The sequence below is a fragment of the Sphingobium fontiphilum genome (genome assembly GCF_014196635.1).
GTDB classification, from domain to species: Bacteria; Pseudomonadota; Alphaproteobacteria; order Sphingomonadales; family Sphingomonadaceae; genus Sphingobium; species Sphingobium fontiphilum.
In genome coordinates this window covers 305540-322162 of sequence record NZ_JACIEB010000003.1, presented here as the reverse complement: position 1 = coordinate 322162, position 16623 = coordinate 305540, and the positions used below count along the sequence as shown (strand labels likewise).

The 16623-nt window shown below is 62.8% G+C and carries 19 protein-coding genes and 1 tRNA gene; 12 read left to right on the top strand and 8 right to left on the bottom strand.

What is annotated here, in order from left to right:
• The first annotated feature begins 89 nt into the window (after nt 1–89).
• Nucleotides 90–512, top strand: a complete 423-nt coding sequence (locus GGR44_RS08665) for a hypothetical protein (protein WP_183955160.1) — start codon at nt 90–92, stop codon at nt 510–512.
• Between the two features lie 44 nt (nt 513–556).
• On the opposite strand, the gene GGR44_RS08660 is transcribed toward GGR44_RS08665, so the two are convergent.
• Both GGR44_RS08660 and GGR44_RS08655 read right to left on the bottom strand, forming a co-directional pair.
• Nucleotides 557–1153: a hypothetical protein gene (locus tag GGR44_RS08660; protein WP_183955159.1), complete on the bottom strand. Its 597-nt coding sequence runs from the start codon at nt 1151–1153 to the stop codon at nt 557–559.
• A 353-nt stretch (nt 1154–1506) separates the two neighbouring features.
• Nucleotides 1507–1583: transfer RNA gene (locus GGR44_RS08655), tRNA-Pro, on the bottom strand.
• Nucleotides 1584–1745: 162 nt separating this feature from the next.
• On the opposite strand from GGR44_RS08655, the gene yajC reads away from it, so the two are divergent.
• From yajC to GGR44_RS08620, 7 genes are all read left to right on the top strand, one after another.
• A complete protein-coding gene (gene yajC, locus GGR44_RS08650; RefSeq protein ID WP_183955158.1) occupies nt 1746–2081 on the top strand; it encodes a preprotein translocase subunit YajC in 336 nt (111 codons plus the stop codon).
• A 13-nt stretch (nt 2082–2094) separates the two neighbouring features.
• The gene (gene secD, locus GGR44_RS08645; protein ID WP_183955157.1) at nt 2095–3696 is read left to right on the top strand and encodes a protein translocase subunit SecD; all 1602 of its coding nucleotides are present in this window, start codon (nt 2095–2097) and stop codon (nt 3694–3696) included.
• A gap of 20 nt (nt 3697–3716) precedes the next feature.
• Complete coding sequence (gene secF, locus GGR44_RS08640) at nt 3717–4697, top strand: protein translocase subunit SecF (RefSeq protein WP_183955156.1); 981 nt, start codon at nt 3717–3719, stop codon at nt 4695–4697.
• 35 nt (nt 4698–4732) lie between these two features.
• Complete coding sequence (locus GGR44_RS08635) at nt 4733–5110, top strand: Mth938-like domain-containing protein (protein WP_183955155.1); 378 nt, start codon at nt 4733–4735, stop codon at nt 5108–5110.
• A 69-nt stretch (nt 5111–5179) separates the two neighbouring features.
• Complete coding sequence (locus GGR44_RS08630; RefSeq protein WP_183955154.1) at nt 5180–5503, top strand: DUF6968 family protein; 324 nt, start codon at nt 5180–5182, stop codon at nt 5501–5503.
• 198 nt (nt 5504–5701) lie between these two features.
• Nucleotides 5702–6736 (top strand): Ppx/GppA phosphatase family protein, encoded by a 1035-nt coding sequence (locus GGR44_RS08625; protein ID WP_425511307.1) that lies wholly within the window; start codon nt 5702–5704, stop codon nt 6734–6736.
• A complete protein-coding gene (locus GGR44_RS08620; protein ID WP_183955152.1) occupies nt 6733–7413 on the top strand; it encodes an RlmE family RNA methyltransferase in 681 nt (226 codons plus the stop codon). Before GGR44_RS08625 ends, GGR44_RS08620 begins: the two co-directional genes overlap by 4 nt.
• A 219-nt stretch (nt 7414–7632) precedes the next feature.
• Here the strand turns inward: GGR44_RS08620 and GGR44_RS08615 are convergent, their stop codons facing one another.
• The gene (locus tag GGR44_RS08615; protein WP_183955281.1) at nt 7633–7923 is read right to left on the bottom strand and encodes a GIY-YIG nuclease family protein; all 291 of its coding nucleotides are present in this window, start codon (nt 7921–7923) and stop codon (nt 7633–7635) included.
• A 242-nt stretch (nt 7924–8165) separates the two neighbouring features.
• Nucleotides 8166–8924 (bottom strand): class II aldolase/adducin family protein, encoded by a 759-nt coding sequence (locus GGR44_RS08610; RefSeq protein WP_183955151.1) that lies wholly within the window; start codon nt 8922–8924, stop codon nt 8166–8168.
• A 233-nt stretch (nt 8925–9157) separates the two neighbouring features.
• On the opposite strand from GGR44_RS08610, the gene rpsU reads away from it, so the two are divergent.
• The 3 genes from rpsU (at nt 9158) to GGR44_RS08595 (ending at nt 12016) form a co-directional block, all read left to right on the top strand.
• Nucleotides 9158–9364, top strand: a complete 207-nt coding sequence (rpsU, locus tag GGR44_RS08605) for a 30S ribosomal protein S21 (protein ID WP_183955150.1) — start codon at nt 9158–9160, stop codon at nt 9362–9364.
• Between the two features lie 80 nt (nt 9365–9444).
• On the top strand, nt 9445–9996 hold the full coding sequence (locus tag GGR44_RS08600) for an FKBP-type peptidyl-prolyl cis-trans isomerase (protein ID WP_183955149.1): 552 nt from the start codon (nt 9445–9447) through the stop codon (nt 9994–9996).
• A gap of 256 nt (nt 9997–10252) precedes the next feature.
• On the top strand, nt 10253–12016 hold the full coding sequence (locus GGR44_RS08595) for an AIPR family protein (RefSeq protein WP_183955148.1): 1764 nt from the start codon (nt 10253–10255) through the stop codon (nt 12014–12016).
• Nucleotides 12017–12563: 547 nt separating this feature from the next.
• Here the strand turns inward: GGR44_RS08595 and lepB are convergent.
• The 4 genes from lepB to pyrE form a co-directional block, all read right to left on the bottom strand.
• Entirely contained in the window at nt 12564–13436 is an 873-nt protein-coding gene (gene lepB, locus GGR44_RS08590) for a signal peptidase I (RefSeq protein WP_183955147.1), read from the bottom strand.
• Nucleotides 13433–13849 carry a holo-ACP synthase gene (acpS, locus tag GGR44_RS08585; protein WP_183955146.1) on the bottom strand — a complete coding sequence of 139 codons (417 nt, stop codon included), beginning with the start codon at nt 13847–13849 and terminating at the stop codon, nt 13433–13435. The genes lepB and acpS overlap by 4 nt, the downstream gene beginning before the upstream one ends.
• Nucleotides 13850–13991: 142 nt before the next feature.
• On the bottom strand, nt 13992–14723 hold the full coding sequence (locus GGR44_RS08580) for a pyridoxine 5'-phosphate synthase (RefSeq protein WP_183955280.1): 732 nt from the start codon (nt 14721–14723) through the stop codon (nt 13992–13994).
• Between the two features lie 24 nt (nt 14724–14747).
• The gene (gene pyrE, locus GGR44_RS08575) at nt 14748–15329 is read right to left on the bottom strand and encodes an orotate phosphoribosyltransferase (RefSeq protein ID WP_183955145.1); all 582 of its coding nucleotides are present in this window, start codon (nt 15327–15329) and stop codon (nt 14748–14750) included.
• Nucleotides 15330–15550: 221 nt separating this feature from the next.
• Here pyrE and coxB point away from each other — a divergent pair, with 221 nt between their 5' ends.
• A complete protein-coding gene (gene coxB, locus GGR44_RS08570) occupies nt 15551–16612 on the top strand; it encodes a cytochrome c oxidase subunit II (RefSeq protein WP_183955144.1) in 1062 nt (353 codons plus the stop codon).
• Nucleotides 16613–16623 lie beyond the last annotated feature (11 nt).

Below are 16623 nucleotides of genomic sequence, written 5' to 3'. Positions count from 1 at the left end.
GATGGTAGCATGGCGCGAGCGCGACCATCAGCCGTGTCTGTTCTAGCGATGGCGCGGTTTCAAACGCTGACCGGGCGCTGGAGGGAGACATGCAGGCAGCGAACATCGCGCTTGCTCGCATCGCACCAGCATTGAAGCCGCAGGCAGAGCGCGTCGCGTTCGAGTTGGACCCGGACCGGCCCTTGTCGGAGCAGGCGAACCAAATCCTGATTGGCGTGGCGGAGGGGAAGTCGGACGCAGACACGGCGCGCACCCTCATTGCCTGCATCCAGTCTGTATCAGGCATTGCCCGCGTCCAGCGGCTCGAACAGGCACGCATCGCCCCACGCTCGCCCTTCGAGGCAGCTTACGGGTCGTTCGACGCCTTCGCAGCCGACACGCAAGCGGGCATCGACGCGGGGCAGTTTGACAGCCGGGACATGCCGGTCGTGCTGAACTGCATCCGCCGTTGGCACGATGAAGGGGTTTGGGGGCTGTGGCGCCGGGACCGGATATGGGAAATGGCGCGGTGACGGACGCGCTCAACCCGGCTTGGCTCGCAGCTTGGCGCAACTGGCTATTTTGGCGCCATTTCTGAGCCGGTTTGCATTTGTCGACGGAAACGCAATTGACCTGACATATCTTTCTCTACCCACCGAATGAGTAACTCGCCATCTTCCAACAAAATATCATATCGCTGGACCAAAGAATCAGCGGCATTAATGAAATCCATTTCACCTGCTGACGATGGTATGCGCGCATATTTGGTCGCCCTGCCGTCAGCAAAGGTTGCTTGCAAAATGGCACTTCCACGTTCGTTTGGAACGATCTCCCAAGACCTAAGCCCGCTCGCGTTCAGCGTTGTTATCGTAGTATCGTTCGGTTCAAGGGTCCCGACGATAGAAGGCTTGTCTGTGTAACGGACCGTCATACGAACGGCTAGCGCACCGCCTCCTAAACGCCAGTCTCCAACCATACCCCTTATCGGTAACTGCGCTAACCGGGTTGGCGGGGTTGGGACCAGCATCTCTAAAATGCGGATATCGGCTTCGTCCAGCCTAGCACGAGCATGGGCTACAACTGGTGCTCTTTCATCATTCTTATCGGCATCATTGATTATTGCAGCCAGGGCAGCGTCGTATTCTGCCTGGCAAGCGGCCTTGGCATCTATCATGCGAGATTCAGGGGAACCATCGTTCTGCCGTCGATCGAACGCTTCTTTGGCGTAACACTCAATATAAGAGGCATAAGCTCTCTGTGTGACTACAGACGACGGCGCAACATGGTCCGATGCCGGAGCAGGCTTGGAGAGAGTTTCAGCCAAGAGTAGCGCTGCCAGTATCATGTAGTTGCTTCCCCCGATCATCAGGACCGTTGGAAGCAGCAATAAGCAACTGATGGCCTCAGCGCAAATAGCTAAGGGGGCAGTGTTTAGCGGCGTTGCTACACATACGCTAGACAGCGCAGCACGTACGGAAACGGGCAGCTTTCGCTGCCCGCATAACCCGTTGCAAATATTCGATAATTTGGTCGGGACGAGAGGATTCGAACCTCCGACCCCCACACCCCCAGTGTGATGCGCTACCAGGCTGCGCTACGTCCCGACCGGAGGGCGGCTCATAGAAGGATGATGGCCAAGTTGCAAGCGCCGATGATGCGGCTTGTTGCGCTGTTGCCACCGCGCCCCCAACTATGGTAGCCGCGCGGCCTTGATCCGGGGCGTCTGCGCGCGCTCTGCACAGTCAGAATGAAGGCGATTTTCCTCCATGCTCATTTCCCCCGCCTATGCCCAGGCCGCAGGCGCCACGACGTCCAATGCGGGCGTCATCATGCAGATGATGCCGCTGGTCCTGATCTTCATCGTGTTCTATTTCCTGCTCATCCGCCCCCAGCAGAAGCGGATGAAGGAGCACAAGGCCAAGATCGAGGCGGTGAAGAAGGGCGATCAGGTCGTCACCGGCGGCGGCCTGGTGGGCAAGGTCGTGCGCGTCGACGAACATTATGCCGATATCGAACTGGCGCCGGGTATGAAGGTGAAGGCGGTCAAGTCCACCCTGACCGACGTCATCGACCCGATGGTCGCCAAGCCCGCCAACGACTGATCCGGGGCCACCCATGCTCACCTTTTCGCGCGGGCGCGTCATCCTCATCCTGCTGCCGCTCATCATCGGCATATTGTGCGCCGTGCCCAGCTTCCTGCCCGACCGGGTGGTGGAGCAATTGCCGGCATCGCTGCGCACCCGCGTCAACCTCGGCCTCGACCTGTCGGGCGGCAGCCACCTGCTGCTGGAGGCGTCGACGCAGGATGTCGCGAAGCAGCGGCTCGCCAATATGGAGGAGCAGATCCGCGCCGAATTGCGCCGCGCCGATCCGCGCATCGCCATCGGCGATATTTCCGCGCGCGACGGCAAATTGAGCTTCATGGTGCGCGATCCCGCGCAGGTCGACGCCGCCGTCGAGCGCATCCGCCCGCTCACGCAGGGCGCGGGCCTCACCGGCCAGCGCGACTTCAATGTCGAGGTGGTGAACAGCTCCACCATCGTCGTCACCCCGACCAGCGCGGGCATCGACAATGCGGTCAAGAGCGCGATGGAAGTCGCGACCGAGGTGATCCGCAAGCGCATCGACGAAATGGGCACGCGCGAACCCACGATCCAGCAGCAGGGCGGCAACCGCATCGTCGTGCAGGTGCCCGGCCTGCAAGACCCCAAGGCGCTGAAGGATTTGCTCCGCCAGACCGCGAAGCTGGAATTCAAGCTGGTCGACACGACCGCGAACCCGGCCGAAGTGGCGCAGGGCCGCGCCCCGGTGGGCAGCGAGGTTCTGCCCTATCCCGACAATCCGTCGGGCGTGCCGATGATCGCCGTCAAGCGGCAGGTCATGGTGTCGGGCGAGGAACTGGCCGACGCGACCCAGGGCTATGACCAGCAGAGCAACGCCCCGGTCGTCAACATCCGCTTCAATGGCGCGGGCGGCCGCAAATTCGGGCAGGTCACGACCCAGAATGTCAACCGTCCCTTCGCCATGATCCTGGATGGCAAGGTGCTGTCCGCCCCGAACATCAACGAGCCGATCCTGGGCGGCAGCGCGCAGATCAGCGGCAACTTCACCGTGGAGACCGCGAACCAGCTCGCCATCGCGCTGCGATCGGGCAATCTTCCGGTCGATCTGACCGTGGTGGAGGAACGCACGGTCGGGCCGGGCCTTGGCGCCGATTCGATTCGCGCGGGCCTGCTCGCCTCGATCATCGCGGTGGTCGCGGTCGCGACCTTCATGTTCGTCAGCTATGGCCGGTTCGGCGTCTATGCGAACATCGCCGTCGCCATCAACGTGCTCGTCATCCTGGGCGTCATGGGCATATTGGGCGCCACGCTCACCCTGCCGGGCATCGCCGGTTTCGTGCTGACCATCGGCACGGCGGTCGACGCCAACGTCCTGATCTACGAACGCATCCGCGAGGAAAGGCGGCGCGGGCGCGGCGTCGTGCAGGCCATCGAATTCGGCTACAAGGAAGCGAGCCGCACCATCTTCGAAGCCAACGTCACCCACGCCATCGCGGGCGGCATCATGCTGGCGCTGGGCTCCGGCCCGGTCAAGGGCTTCGCCATCGTGCTGCTGATCGGCATCGCGACCAGCGTCTACACCGCCGTCACCTTCACCCGCCTGCTCGCCGCGCACTGGCTGCGCACGCAGCGGCCGAGCGACATCACTATCTGATCCGGGCGGGAGACTGATCCATGAAACTTCTCAAACTCGTCCCCGACAACACCAATATCGGGTTCGTCGCGATCCGGCACTGGGCCTTTGCGCTGACCATGCTGCTGACGGTGCTCGCCGTTGGCGCGACCGCCTATCGCGGGCTCAACATGGGCGTCGATTTCGTCGGCGGCCTGATGATCGAGGCGAAATTCCCGCAGGCGGTGGAAACCGACAAGGTGCGCTCGACCATCGCCGCGCTGAAGGTCGGCGAAAGCTCGCTGCAACAGTTCGGCGATGACAAGACGGTTCAGATCCGCCTGCCGCTCCCCGAACAGGGCGGCGCGGGCGCGGCCAACGCCGTCGTTGAAAAGACCCGCCACGCCATGGAGGCGCAATTCCCCGGCGTCACCTTCTCCCGCTACGACACCGTGTCGGGCAAGGTTTCGGGCGAACTCATCCAGACCGGCGTGCTGGCGGTGATGCTGGCGGTGATCGGCATCGCCGTCTTCTCCTGGTTCCGCTACGAATGGCAGTTCGGCGTGTCGACCTTCGTCGCGATCGTGCACGACGTGCTGATGACTTTGGGCTTCTTCGCCGTCACGCAACTGGAGTTTGACCTCAACATCGTCGCTGCGGTGCTGACCATCGTCGGCTATTCGATCAACGACAAGATGGTGATCGACGACCGCATCCGCGAAAATATGCGCAAATATCGCAAGATGGACATGAAGGCGCTCATTGACCTGTCGGTCAACGAAACCCTGCCGCGCACGGTGATGACCTCGGTCACCATCATGCTGGCGCTGGGCGCGCTGCTGCTCTTTGGCGGCCATGTGCTGCGCGGCTTCACCGCCGCGATGATGCTGGGCATTATCGTGGGCACCTATTCGTCGGTCTATGTCTCCTCCTCGCTGCTCATCACTTTGGGGCTGAAGCCCCATCCGGTGGGCGAGGCGAAGGGCAAGGGCATCGCCGCCCAGGCCGAACGCATGGGGCCGACCGACGGAGCCAAGCCCTGACCGGACCGTCCGAAGGCGGACCACGCCGCACCGGCATGGAATTGCGCCGCGACGACGCCGGGCAGGGGCCCATCGTCACCGGCTTTACCGGCCATGGCTTTCGCGTCCGCGACGATGTTTTCCCCGGCGGGCTGCTGCTCACCCCGCAAAGCGCCATGGCGTGGGATGCGCCTGCCGCCGCGACCCTGCTGGACGAAGCGGCGCTTGCGCCCCTGTTCGCGCTCGACCGCCCGCCCGAATTTCTGCTGATCGGCACGGGCGCTGGCCTTGTCCAGCCGCCCCGCGCCCTCGTCCGCGCCCTCGAGGCCCGCGACATCGGCGTCGAAGTGATGGACAGCCGCGCCGCCGCCCGCGCCTGGGGCGTGCTGCGCGCCGAAGACCGCTGGATCGCCGCCGCGCTGATGCCTTACTAAGCCGCGAACTCATAAAAGTTGCCGCTCCCTGAGCCCTATGTCAGACTTGTTCGCGATGAAGGAGGGCTGATGACCGAAACGCTATTCGTGGAACGCAGGTTTGAGCTTGATGGCGGTGAGTTGATCGTCTGCTTTTTCGCGCCATCGAGGGCACCGGAAGGCTGGTTTCAGTGCCGTTATGCCATTGGATGGCCGGAACGAGAGGTTCGCAGCTATGCGTGCGGGGAAGACGGCCTTCAGGCACTTATGCTGGCCATGCAGGCAGTCCATTTTGAACTTGTCGAGAGTGATGCTTACAAGGTCGGACGCCTTACATGGTGTGATCAGGCTGATCTCGATCTTCCGCCGACCTGGGGCGTTGGGCCGCTATACGACGCTCCCCCACAGCCATAAGCTTTTCCAGCCTGCGGTTTCGTGTCCCACCCCGTCCTTCCCCCCGTCTTGCGTATCGCGCCCGACCTGCCTAGACTTGGTCCCAAGTTCCAGCCGCGTAAACCGGGGCTGGCGAAGAAGAAGCGAGTTCAAAGGGCCATGGTGCAGCACAGCCGCCCATCGCCGCAGCAACAGGGGGCTTCCCGGCCGCGCGGGCGCGTGGACAAGGGGAAGGCGCACTCCAATGCGGCGTTATCAACGTCGGGCTCCGTCCCGGCCTCCGCCCTGTCGCGCGGCCGCCGCGCCTATGCCGCGATTGATCTGGGCACCAATAATTGCCGCCTCCTCATCGCCAAGCCTTCGGCTGACGGCTTCGTCGTGGTCGACGCCTTTTCCCGCATCGTGCGCCTGGGCGAAGGGCTGGCGGCGACCGGGCGGATCAGCGACGCGGCCGTGGATCGCGCCATCGCCGCGCTCGCCATCTGCGCGGACAAGCTGCGCCGCCGCCATGTCACCCTCGCCCGCTCGGTCGCGACGGAGGCGTGCCGCCGCGCCAGCAACGGAGCCGATTTCATTGATCGCGTCTACCGCGAAACCGGCATCGCCCTTGACATCATCACCGCGCAGGAAGAGGCGCGGCTCGCCGTGCTGGGCTGCCATGCGCTGCTGGAGCCGGGCAACGGCCCCGCGCTCATCTTCGACATTGGCGGCGGCTCGACCGAACTGGTGCTGGTGGAGGCGGACGGCCGCGCGCCCCCGCGCATCGTCGACTGGGTCAGCGCGCCGTGGGGGGTCGTCTCGCTCACCGAAAGCGAATTGTTCGACCATGGCGACCCGGCGGAGCGGCTGGCCGCCTATGGCCGGATGCGCGCCCGCGTGGCCGACGCCTTTGCGCCGCTGGCCAGCCGCTTGCCGCGCGGCCTCGACGACATCCGCCTGCTCGGCACGTCGGGCACGGTGACGACGCTCGCCAGCCTCTATCTCGACCTGCCCCGTTATGACCGGCAGGCGATTGACGGCCTGATCGTCCCCACCGGCTCGATGCGCGACATTTCCTCGCGCCTTGCCGCCATGCCGCTTGCCGAACGGCAGAAACTGCCCTGCATCGGCGCGGAGCGGGCCGATCTGGTGGTGGCGGGCTGCGCCATCCTCGAATCCATCCTCGACATCTGGCCCGCCCAGCGTCTGGGCGTTGCTGATCGCGGCATTCGCGAAGGCATATTGCGCGGCCTGATGGATCGCGACCGCTCATGAGGGGCGGGGGCCCCGGCAAGATCCGGGTCAAGAGCGCGAAAGGGCGGACGGCCCAGTCCACCCGCTGGCTTGAACGCCACCTCAACGACCCCTATGTCCGCAAGGCGAAGGCGGAGGGGTGGCGCAGCCGCGCCGCCTTCAAGCTCATCGAACTGGACGAGAAATTCCATTTCGTGCGCGGATCGCGCGCCGTCGTCGACCTGGGGGTAGCGCCGGGCGGCTGGGCGCAGGTGGTGCGCAAGCTCGCGCCCAAGGCGCAGGTGGTCGGCATCGACCTGCTGCCCACCGATCCCATCCCCGGCGTCACCCTGTTCGAAATGGACTTCATGGACGACAAGGCGCCCGCCATGCTGCGCGACGCGCTGGGCGAAGCGCCCGACCTCGTCATTTCCGACATGGCGGCGAACACCGTCGGCCATGCCCAGACCGACCATCTGCGCACCATGGGCCTGGTGGAGGCCGCCGCCTGGTTCGCGGTCGAAAATCTGCGCAAGAACGGCGCCTTCGTCGCCAAGGTGTTCGCCGGCGGCACCGACGCCGACCTGCTCGCCGTCCTCAAGAAACATTTCACCGCCGTCAAACACGCCAAACCGCCCGCCAGCCGCAAGGGCAGCGTCGAATGGTATGTCGTCGCCCAAGGCTTCAAGGGCCGCCCGGAGGGGGAGGGCGAGGGCTAGACCCGCCCCCTTCGTCGCCCCGGCCCTGAGCCGGGGTCCAGCTTTGTCGCGCAACACGGCCCGAGATGCCAGCCTTCGCTGGCATGACGAGCGAGACTGCGGGGTGCCATCATCCCCGCCCTCACATTTATCACTCAAGCCCCCACATTCATCACCCCAGCCCCCCAATCGTCACCCCAGCGCAGGCTGGGGTCTCAGGCCATTACAAGCCCCATGCGGCTAAATGACGAGGTCGGAAATATCGCGCCAGTCCGGATTGCTCTCCTCGATCAACCGGATTTTCCATTCCCGCTTCCAGGCCTTCAGCGCCTTTTCGCGCGCGATCGCGAGTGTGATGTCCTCATGCGCTTCCGCCAGAACCAGCCGCGTCAGCCCATATTTCCGGCAAAAGGCCGATCCCGTGCCGTCCCGGTGCTGGGCGATCCGCGCGGCCAGATCGGCGGTGACGCCGATGTACAGCACGCCTCTGGCCTTGTTGGTCATGCAATAGGTGTAGCCGCCGCGCGCCATGGCTCCTGTGTCGCGCATGATCGCCGCAGATGCCAGCCTTCGCTGGCATGACGAGGGAGGCGGCATGACGAAATAAGGGATGCCGTCGCCCCAGGTCCCCAACCGTCACCCTAGCCCCCAACCGTCACCCCAGCCCCCCAATCGTCACCCCGGCCCCCAACCGTCACCCCAGCGCAGGCTGGGGTCTCATGCGGCGACAGGATTCCGGCGACGACAAACTGATGCCGCTCCCCTAACCCCCCTCAATCCCGCCAGCTTCGGTCCCGCCGGTCGATCACCCGCACCATCGCCTCGAAATCCGGCACGCCCGGCCCCGTCGGCAATTGCACGGCGGAAAGGTCGCGCTGGTGCACGGCGATCACGTCGGGCGGGATCGCCACCGGCGTCCCCGCCGCGCCCGTCGCCACCTGCACCTCGCAAGCGCGTTGCAGCATCCAGTGCATCAGGAACGCCTTGGGCAGGCTGTCCGCCATCACCAGCGTGCCATGGTTGCGCAGCATCATCACCCGCCTGTCGCCCAGATGCTCGATCAGCCGCGCGCCTTCCTCCGGCCGCACCGTCACCCCTTCGAAATCATGATAGGCGATTCGGCCGATGAAGCCCGCCGCATAGAAATTGGTGGGCGTCAGCCCCTCTTTCGTCGCGCTCACCGCCATGCCCGCGGTCGTGTGGGTGTGGATGATGCAATGGGCGTCGGGCACATGGCGATGAAACACGCTGTGCTGCACGAACCCCGCCCGGTTGACCGCCGCGCCGCTCCCGTCCAGCACATGGCCGTCAATGTCGATCTTCACCAGGTTCGACGCCGTCACCTCGCTATAATGCAGGCCGAAAGGGTTGATGAGAAAGGCGTTCTCCTCCCCCGGCACGCGCAGCGTGATGTGGTTGTAGATGAGTTCGGACCAGCCCATATGGTCGAATATCCGGTAACAGGCGGCAAGCTGTCGCCGCGCGTCGCGCTCGGCATCGCTCATCGCCGCCGCCCTGATCGCGGTCGCCATGGCCTTCTCTCCTGCATATCGTCCTGTTATAACCGCCCTTATCCGCCAATCCGGCCGCCATGTCGACCCTTGCGGCTTTTGGGTTGAAATCGCGCGACTCTGCTGATAGGGCGCCGCCCACATGGCATGGGCCTCGCCCGCGCCGAATCAGGATTTATGCTTTCGGCTGGCCTGTCGGAACTGAAAGGTTTTTCCGGCGGGCTTACCGTTTTTGACTGGAGATTGACTGGCTTATGCAAATCATCGTTCGCGACAACAATGTCGACCAGGCCCTGCGCGCGCTCAAGAAGAAGCTGCAGCGCGAGGGCGTGTATCGCGAGATGAAGCTGCGTCGTCACTACGAAAAGCCCTCGGAAAAGCGCGCCCGTGAAAAGGCCGCCGCCGTGCGCCGCGCCCGCAAGCTGGAGCGCAAGCGCGCCGAGCGCGACGGCGTCAAGTAAGCTGACGGCCGTCCGGGGCGGCCCCGCGCGCGCCCCGGTCCCTGACTGATTTCCTCCGCACCATATAAGGGCGCCTCGCCATGTCCGTAACGGCTGTTCCGCTTCGTCCCATCGCCAAGGGGTCGCTGACCCGCCTGTGGATCGGCGTCGCCGCCATCGCCGCGTGCGCCGGGGGCCTCGCTTGGGCCGGGCAGCAGGGCGTCGCCGCGTCGCCCGCCGCCTTCCTCGCCGCCCATGCGAAGGAAGAAGGCGTCATCACGACGCCCAGCGGCCTGCAATATCAGGTGATCGAGGAAGGCACCGGCCCCAGCCCGACGTCGAGCGACGTCGCCCTGGTCGGCTACAAGGGCAGCCTGCTCGACGGCACCGTGTTCGACGAAAATCCGCAGGTTCCGATGCCCATCGACGGCGTCGTCCCCGGCTTTTCCGAAGGGCTGCAAAAGATGAAGAAGGGCGGCAAATACCGCCTGTGGATCCCGCCGGAACTCGGCTATGGCGACCAGCAGGCCGGCCCGATCCCCGCCGGTTCGGTGCTGGTGTTCGACGTCACCATGCACGAATTCAAATCGCGCGCGGAACTGATGCAGATGCAGCAACAGATGCAACAGGGCGCGCCGCAACCCGCCAACTGATCCCGCCACCACCGCAAACCGAAAAAGGGGCCCGCCAGTCGGCCCCTTTTTTTGTTTGGGGGGCGGTGGGGAGCTTGCGCGCATCATTGGTTTGTGCCGTCGGGAGCAGGGGACGAGGGCCGATACTGGAATGTCAGCTTAGAGAAAGCTGCTGCCGATACCGGACAAAAAGCCTACGTCTCCGCGCCTCCCCTTCGTGTTGCGCCTAGTGCGTAATTCGGCTTTAACACCCCCAAACTGGAAACGAGGGGGATACATGACCAGCGCCGCATCAGCAGGTTGGGAAGCAGCATTCGAAGTAATGCGCTCAAATTATGCACTTTCGGACGATAGTATTGGCGTTTTTGCACTAAACTTGCGGTTTGGTCTGGATGATATCCGGGCAATCGTAAGTGAGGCAATTACCGGGGGCGGAGACGATAAGAAATGCGATGTCATTTATGTCGACAAAGAGCGCGAGATTGCCGTTTTAGCGCAATGTTACCTAGCGAGAACATACAAGGATTCTGCTCCTTCAAATAAAGCTTCAGATTTAAATACGGCTATAGCATGGTTATTGACGCAACCACTAGATATCCTTCCTGACGGTTTAAAGGGGCGTGCCGACGAACTTCGTTCCGCAATTAGTGCTGGTGAAGTTAAACAGTTTTACATTTGGTACGTACATAACCTTCCTGGTTCAGAAAATGTCATTAAGGAGTTGCAGGCTGTCGAACAGTCTGCTCGTTCTGCTCTTAACACTTATAATTATGGTTCTGATATTGCCATTTTTGCTCAGGAAGTTTGTCGGATTGAGCTCGAGAGGCTGTACAATCAAGCTGAACGTACCGTAATTGTTACTGATGTCATCGAAACAATGATTCCGGCTGCGGTTGAAGTGGCGGGATCAGAGTGGTCATCAATAATGACTACGGTAAAAGGTGAATGGCTTAATCAACTATATCACAAATATAAGACGGACTTGTTTTCTGCAAATCTCCGAGGATACCTTGGATCGCGAGATAGCGACAGCAACATAAATAATGGGATTAAAACCACTGCTCTTGCAGAGCCCGGTAACTTTTACGTGTATAACAATGGAATCACCGCCCTTGTTCTTGACTACAAAATAGGCAAGCGTGGGCGAAATGGACAAAAATTGACTATTACAGGCTTATCAATTGTCAATGGTGCTCAGACGACCGGCTCACTTTCAAGCATTTCTCAAACCATGGACCCATCGCTCCAAGTGGCGATGCGCTTCGTTAAAGCGTCCAAAGAAGTTCTGGTTGAAAATGTTGTTAGATACAACAATTCGCAAAACAAATTGCAAGCGGCTGATTTTAGAAGCACTGATGCAATTCAAGATAGGCTGCGGACCGAATTTGATTCGATCCCGGATGCAGATTATGAAGGGGGCCGTCGCGGAGGCGCAAGCGATGCGATTAAGAGAAGTAAATTTACATTGCCTTCTTACACTGTTGGTCAATCTTTAGCAGCATTTCACGGTGATCCAGTCACAGCGTATGACAAGAAATCTGAACTATGGACCAACGAAAAAAATTACCGCAGGATATTTACAGATAGAACGACTGCTCGGCATATTGTTTTTTGCTATTCTCTACTAGATGCAATCAACAAAAGAAAAATTGAACTTGTTCAGAAGCAAAAATCAGATTTAGAATCTATGACAAATGTCGAGAAATCTGCTTTAGAATTCTTATCAAAAAAAGGCGCATCATTTTTACTAGTTCACGTAATAGCCCAGTGCATGGAAACGGTACTGGGTCGCTCTATCGCCAATAAGTCGGATCTTCACTTTTCAAAAAATATTAGCCCTGATAAGGCGGAGGAACTTTGGTATCCGATCGTAGATGTAATATTACCTTTGAGCAGCCACTTGGAGAATGCTTTTTCTCGCAACCGCATATCCAATGAAACTGTAGAAAAAACTGTACCTGGATTTGTCGGAATTATTGCTTCCATTGCCAATTTACAGAAAGAGAATTTTGACAAATTTGCAGCGGAAGTGAAATCTTGAGAAATGTATTTTTGATCACTCAAGTTGACTTGCTTGTAATCTTCTTGGAGTGCGCTGGAGGTCGGTACAGATGGTGCCCAACCGATGTCCGCTTTTAAATAATCGAGGTATCTCCTCCCATGACCGGAACTGGCGCAAAATGGCCATTTGCGCACCCCCCAAAAAAAATTCCCTGTCCTACACCCCCGCCCCCGGTGTAACCCCTTCGCCACGCTCCACGGGTTGATCGCCGCACGGGGCTGCGCGTCGCGACACTTTGTCTTGTCCGCCTTCCCGTGACGGGGGAGCGCCGATGCCGGGGGCATGGCGACAACGGACCCATAAGGGCCATCTGGCCGGGCCGGAGCCTGGTTCCCGTCCCCCTCGTGGGACAGCGGGCCGGTTCCGTCATGCACTGACTGTAAAACATCATCCCAGCCTGGCTGGATGGCTGAGAACAGACTGAAGCCGGATCACCGACACCGCGGGGCGGGTCGCCGGTTACCGCGCCGCCCGGACCGTCCGGGCGGCCTTTTTCCGTGCCTTTTTCAGAGCGCGAAACGCGCCCTCATTCCTCGTAACTCGCCGGGCGCAGGCTGTCGCCCGCGCGGCCGCCGCGCAGCGAGCGCCACCAGCTCACCGGGTTCCACCCCGTCGTCCCGTCGAGCGAGAAGGTCAGGAACTCCGCCCGCCCGCCAATCGCCTCCCACGGCACCGGCCCGCCCAGCCCGCCTTCGTCCAGCGGCGCGCGGCTGTCGGCGCTGTTGTCGCGATTGTCGCCCATCAGGAACACATGGTTCGCGGGCACCCGCACCGGCCCATACCAGTCGAACGCGCTCGGCCCCACGTCGATGGTCAGATAGGTTTTGCCATTGGGCAAAATCTCCCGCCGCACCGGCAGTTCGCACCACTCCCGCCCGCTGCGGTCGGTCACCAGCGCGCCGGGGAACTGCTCCGGCGGGCAGGAGCTGTTGGCGTCGACCGGGATGCGCAGGGGCTTCAAAGCCTTCTGCCGGATCGGCTCGCCGTTCAGCACCACCTGCCCCCCGCGCACCTCGATAATGTCGCCGGGCAGGCCGATGACGCGCTTGATATAATCCTCGCGCCGGTTGGCGGGCGACGCGATGACGATGTCGCCCCGCTGCGGCAACCGCCCGAAAACCCGCCCCTTGATGAAGGGCAGGGGATGGAAACTGGGCGAGACATAGGACCAGCCATAGGGGAATTTGCTCACCACCAGCCGGTCGCCCTTCAGCAGCACCGGCATCATCGATTCCGACGGGATGTAGAAAGGCTTGGCGACAAAGCTGTGGAAGGCCAGCACCGCCAGGATCAGCAGCGCGATGCTTTTCGCCTCATGCCACCAGTTGACGGCCGGGGCCTTTTCGGCCGGGCTGTCAACGCTGTCGGGTGCGGCGTCGTCGGGATGGTCTGCTGTCATAAAGGTCGCGCTTCGATGATGACGGCTTCGATCACGACAAAGGCCTGCGCCCAGGGATGATCGTCGGTCAGGGTCAGGTGAATGACGGCTTCATGGCCCGCCGGCGTCATCGCGTCCAGCCGCGCCTTCGCCCCGCCGGTGAGCGCCAGCGTCGGCGCGCCCGACGGCGCGTTGACGACGCCGATGTCGCGCATGAACACCCCGGCCCTGAACCCCGTGCCCACCGCCTTGGAAAAGGCCTCCTTGGCCGCAAATCTTTTCGCCAGCGTCCCCGCGCGGGTCAGCGGCCGCCGCGCCGCCTTGGCCTGCTCGACCTCGGTAAACACGCGCTGCACGAAACGATCCCCGAACCGGTCGAGCGAATGCTGGATCCGCTCGATATTGCACAGGTCGGACCCCAGGCCGATGATCAAAGGACCATCCTCCCCTGAAAGGGGAGGTGGCGGCCCGAAGGGGCGACGGAGGGGTGTCGCCCTCCCGATAGCGGGATACCCCACCACCGCCAGCCTCGCTGGCGGTCCCCCTCCCCTTGCAGGGGAGGATGTTCAGCAAAGCTCACCGCGCCAGGTCCATCTGCCGCCGCATTTCGCGGACCGCGCCCTCCAGCCCGTCGAAAATCGCCTCGCCGATCAGGAAATGGCCGATGTTCAGCTCGGCGACCTGCGGAATCGCCGCGACCGGCCCGACATTGTCATAGGTCAGGCCATGGCCCGCATGGGGCTCGATCCCGTTCTTGGCCGCCAGCGCGGCGGCGTCGGCGATGCGGCGCAACTCCTCCGCCCGCGCCGCGCCGCTCACATGGGCGTAACGGCCGGTGTGGAACTCGACCACGGGCGCTTTCAGGCGGATCGCCGCCTCGATCTGCGCCGGATCGGGCTCGATGAACAGGCTGACGCGAACGCCGCTTTCGTTCAGCGCCGCGACGATGGGGCCGAGCGCCTCGATCTGCCCGGCGGCGTCGAGGCCCCCTTCGGTCGTGCGCTCCTCGCGCCGTTCGGGCACGATGCAGGCGGCATGGGGCCGGTGGCGCAGCGCGATCTCCAGCATCTCGCCGGTCGCCGCCATCTCCAGGTTGAGCGGCACATTGAGCGCCGCCATCAGCGTCGCGATATCCTCGTCGCGAATATGCCGGCGATCCTCGCGCAGATGGGCGGTGATGCCGTCCGCGCCCGCCTTCACCGCCAGCAACGCGGCCTTGACGGGATCGGGATGGGCGCCCCCGCGCGCGTTGCGGATGGTCGCCACATGGTCGATATTCACGCCCAGGCGCAGCGGGATCGGCGGCATCATGGCCTCAATTCTTGCATTGCTTCAATTTTTACGACTACCCGGCTTTTCCGGTTCCAGGGCGGCCAGGGCGGGGGGCAGGTTGTCGGCATCATAGACGGGGAAATTGATGCTGACGAGCGGATAGAAGGGCACGCCCAGCTCGACTTCGCCCGCCGACCGGTCGACCAGCGCGGCCTCCGCGATCACTTCGCCGCCCGCCGCCGCCACCGCTTCGATCGCCTGGCGCGACGACAGGCCGGTCGTCACCACGTCCTCGACCATCAGCACCTTCTGCCCCGGCTGCAATGCAAAGCCCCGGCGCAGTTCGAAAACGCCCTCCGGCCGCTCCAGGAACAGCGCGTCCTTGCCCAGCGCGCGGCCGATTTCATGGCCGATGATGATGCCGCCCATGGCGGGCGAAACGACGACGTCAATCTCCTGCCGCAGTTCGCGGGGCATTTTCTGCACCGTCGCCAGCGCCAGCCGCGCCGCGCGCTCCGGATTCATCAGCACGCGCGCGCATTGCAGATAATTGGCGCTCCGCCGGCCGGAAGAAAGGATGAAATGCCCCTCCAGCAGCGCGCCGGCCGCCCTGAATTCCGCCAATACTTCCTCGTCGGTCATGCCCATTGCTTCCTGTTGTGGCGCATCCGTGCGCGGGCAGCGGAATAGGCGGGGGCGCGGATCGTTGCAACCGGGAAGAAAATCTGCTCCACAATGGCTTGAGGCCTGTCAAAATCTGTGCCTATAAGCCGCGGCAGTCCGACCGGGTGGGGGAAATGACGCATGAAGCGCGCCCTTTCGCCCGAGGAGGCGCCTAGGGGATACGGGGTATCGAGACGCTTATGATGAAGGTGAAATCGCTCGTTCTCGCCGGGTTGCTGGCCTTCGCGCCAGCCATGGCGATGAACAACATGGCGCTGGCGCAGGATAACGCCGCCGCCGCCGCGCCGGTCGAATCGGCCAACGCCGCGGCCCCCGCCGCCGAAGAAGCGGCCAATGCCGCAGAAGCCGCGCCGGATGCAAAGGCCGCGACCGTCGCCGCCCCGCCGCGCATGAAGCCGACCGAAGGCGTCGGCATGCCCAGCCCGGGCGAAATCACGCTGCAGGAACAGTTCAGCCCCACCGGCCACACCGCCCGCTGGCTGCACGACGTGCTGCTGCTGCCGATCATCACCATCATCTCGATCTTCGTGCTGCTGCTGATGATCTTCGTGATGATCCGCTTCCGCCGGGCCGCCAACCCCAATCCTTCGAAGACCGCGCACAACACGCTGATCGAAGTGCTCTGGACCGTCGTTCCGGTGCTGATCCTGCTGGTGATCGCGGTGCCCTCCATCGGCCTGCTCGCCGATCAGTACAAGCCCGCGCCCAAGGATGCGCTGACCGTCAAGGTCACGGGTTACCAATGGTATTGGGGCTATGAATATCCGGACGCGGGCATTCCCGAATTCGTCTCGAACCTGCTGCCCCCCGAAAAGGCGCTGGAAAATGGCGAGCCGAACCTTCTGGCCGTCGACAACCGCCTCGTCCTGCCCGCCGGTCGCCCGATCAAGCTGATCATCACCGGCGCCGACGTGATCCACAGCTTCGCCATCCCCTCGCTGTGGGTGAAGATGGACGCCGTGCCGGGCCGCCTGAATGAAAAGAGCTTCACCATCGAGAAGCCGGGCGTCTATTACGGCCAGTGTTCGGAACTGTGCGGCGCGCGCCACGGCTTCATGCCGATCGCGATCGAGGCGCTGCCCCCGGCCCAGTTCGACCAGTGGGTGCTTTCGCAGGGCGGCAAGCTGCCCGGAGCGGCGCCAGCCGCAACTGCGGCGCCCGCCGCCACGGCCGATGCCGCCAAGGCGCCCGCCAAGACCGCCCAGGCCGCGCCGCAGGGCGCCGCCTCCGCCAAGCTTTGATGTAGGGGCAG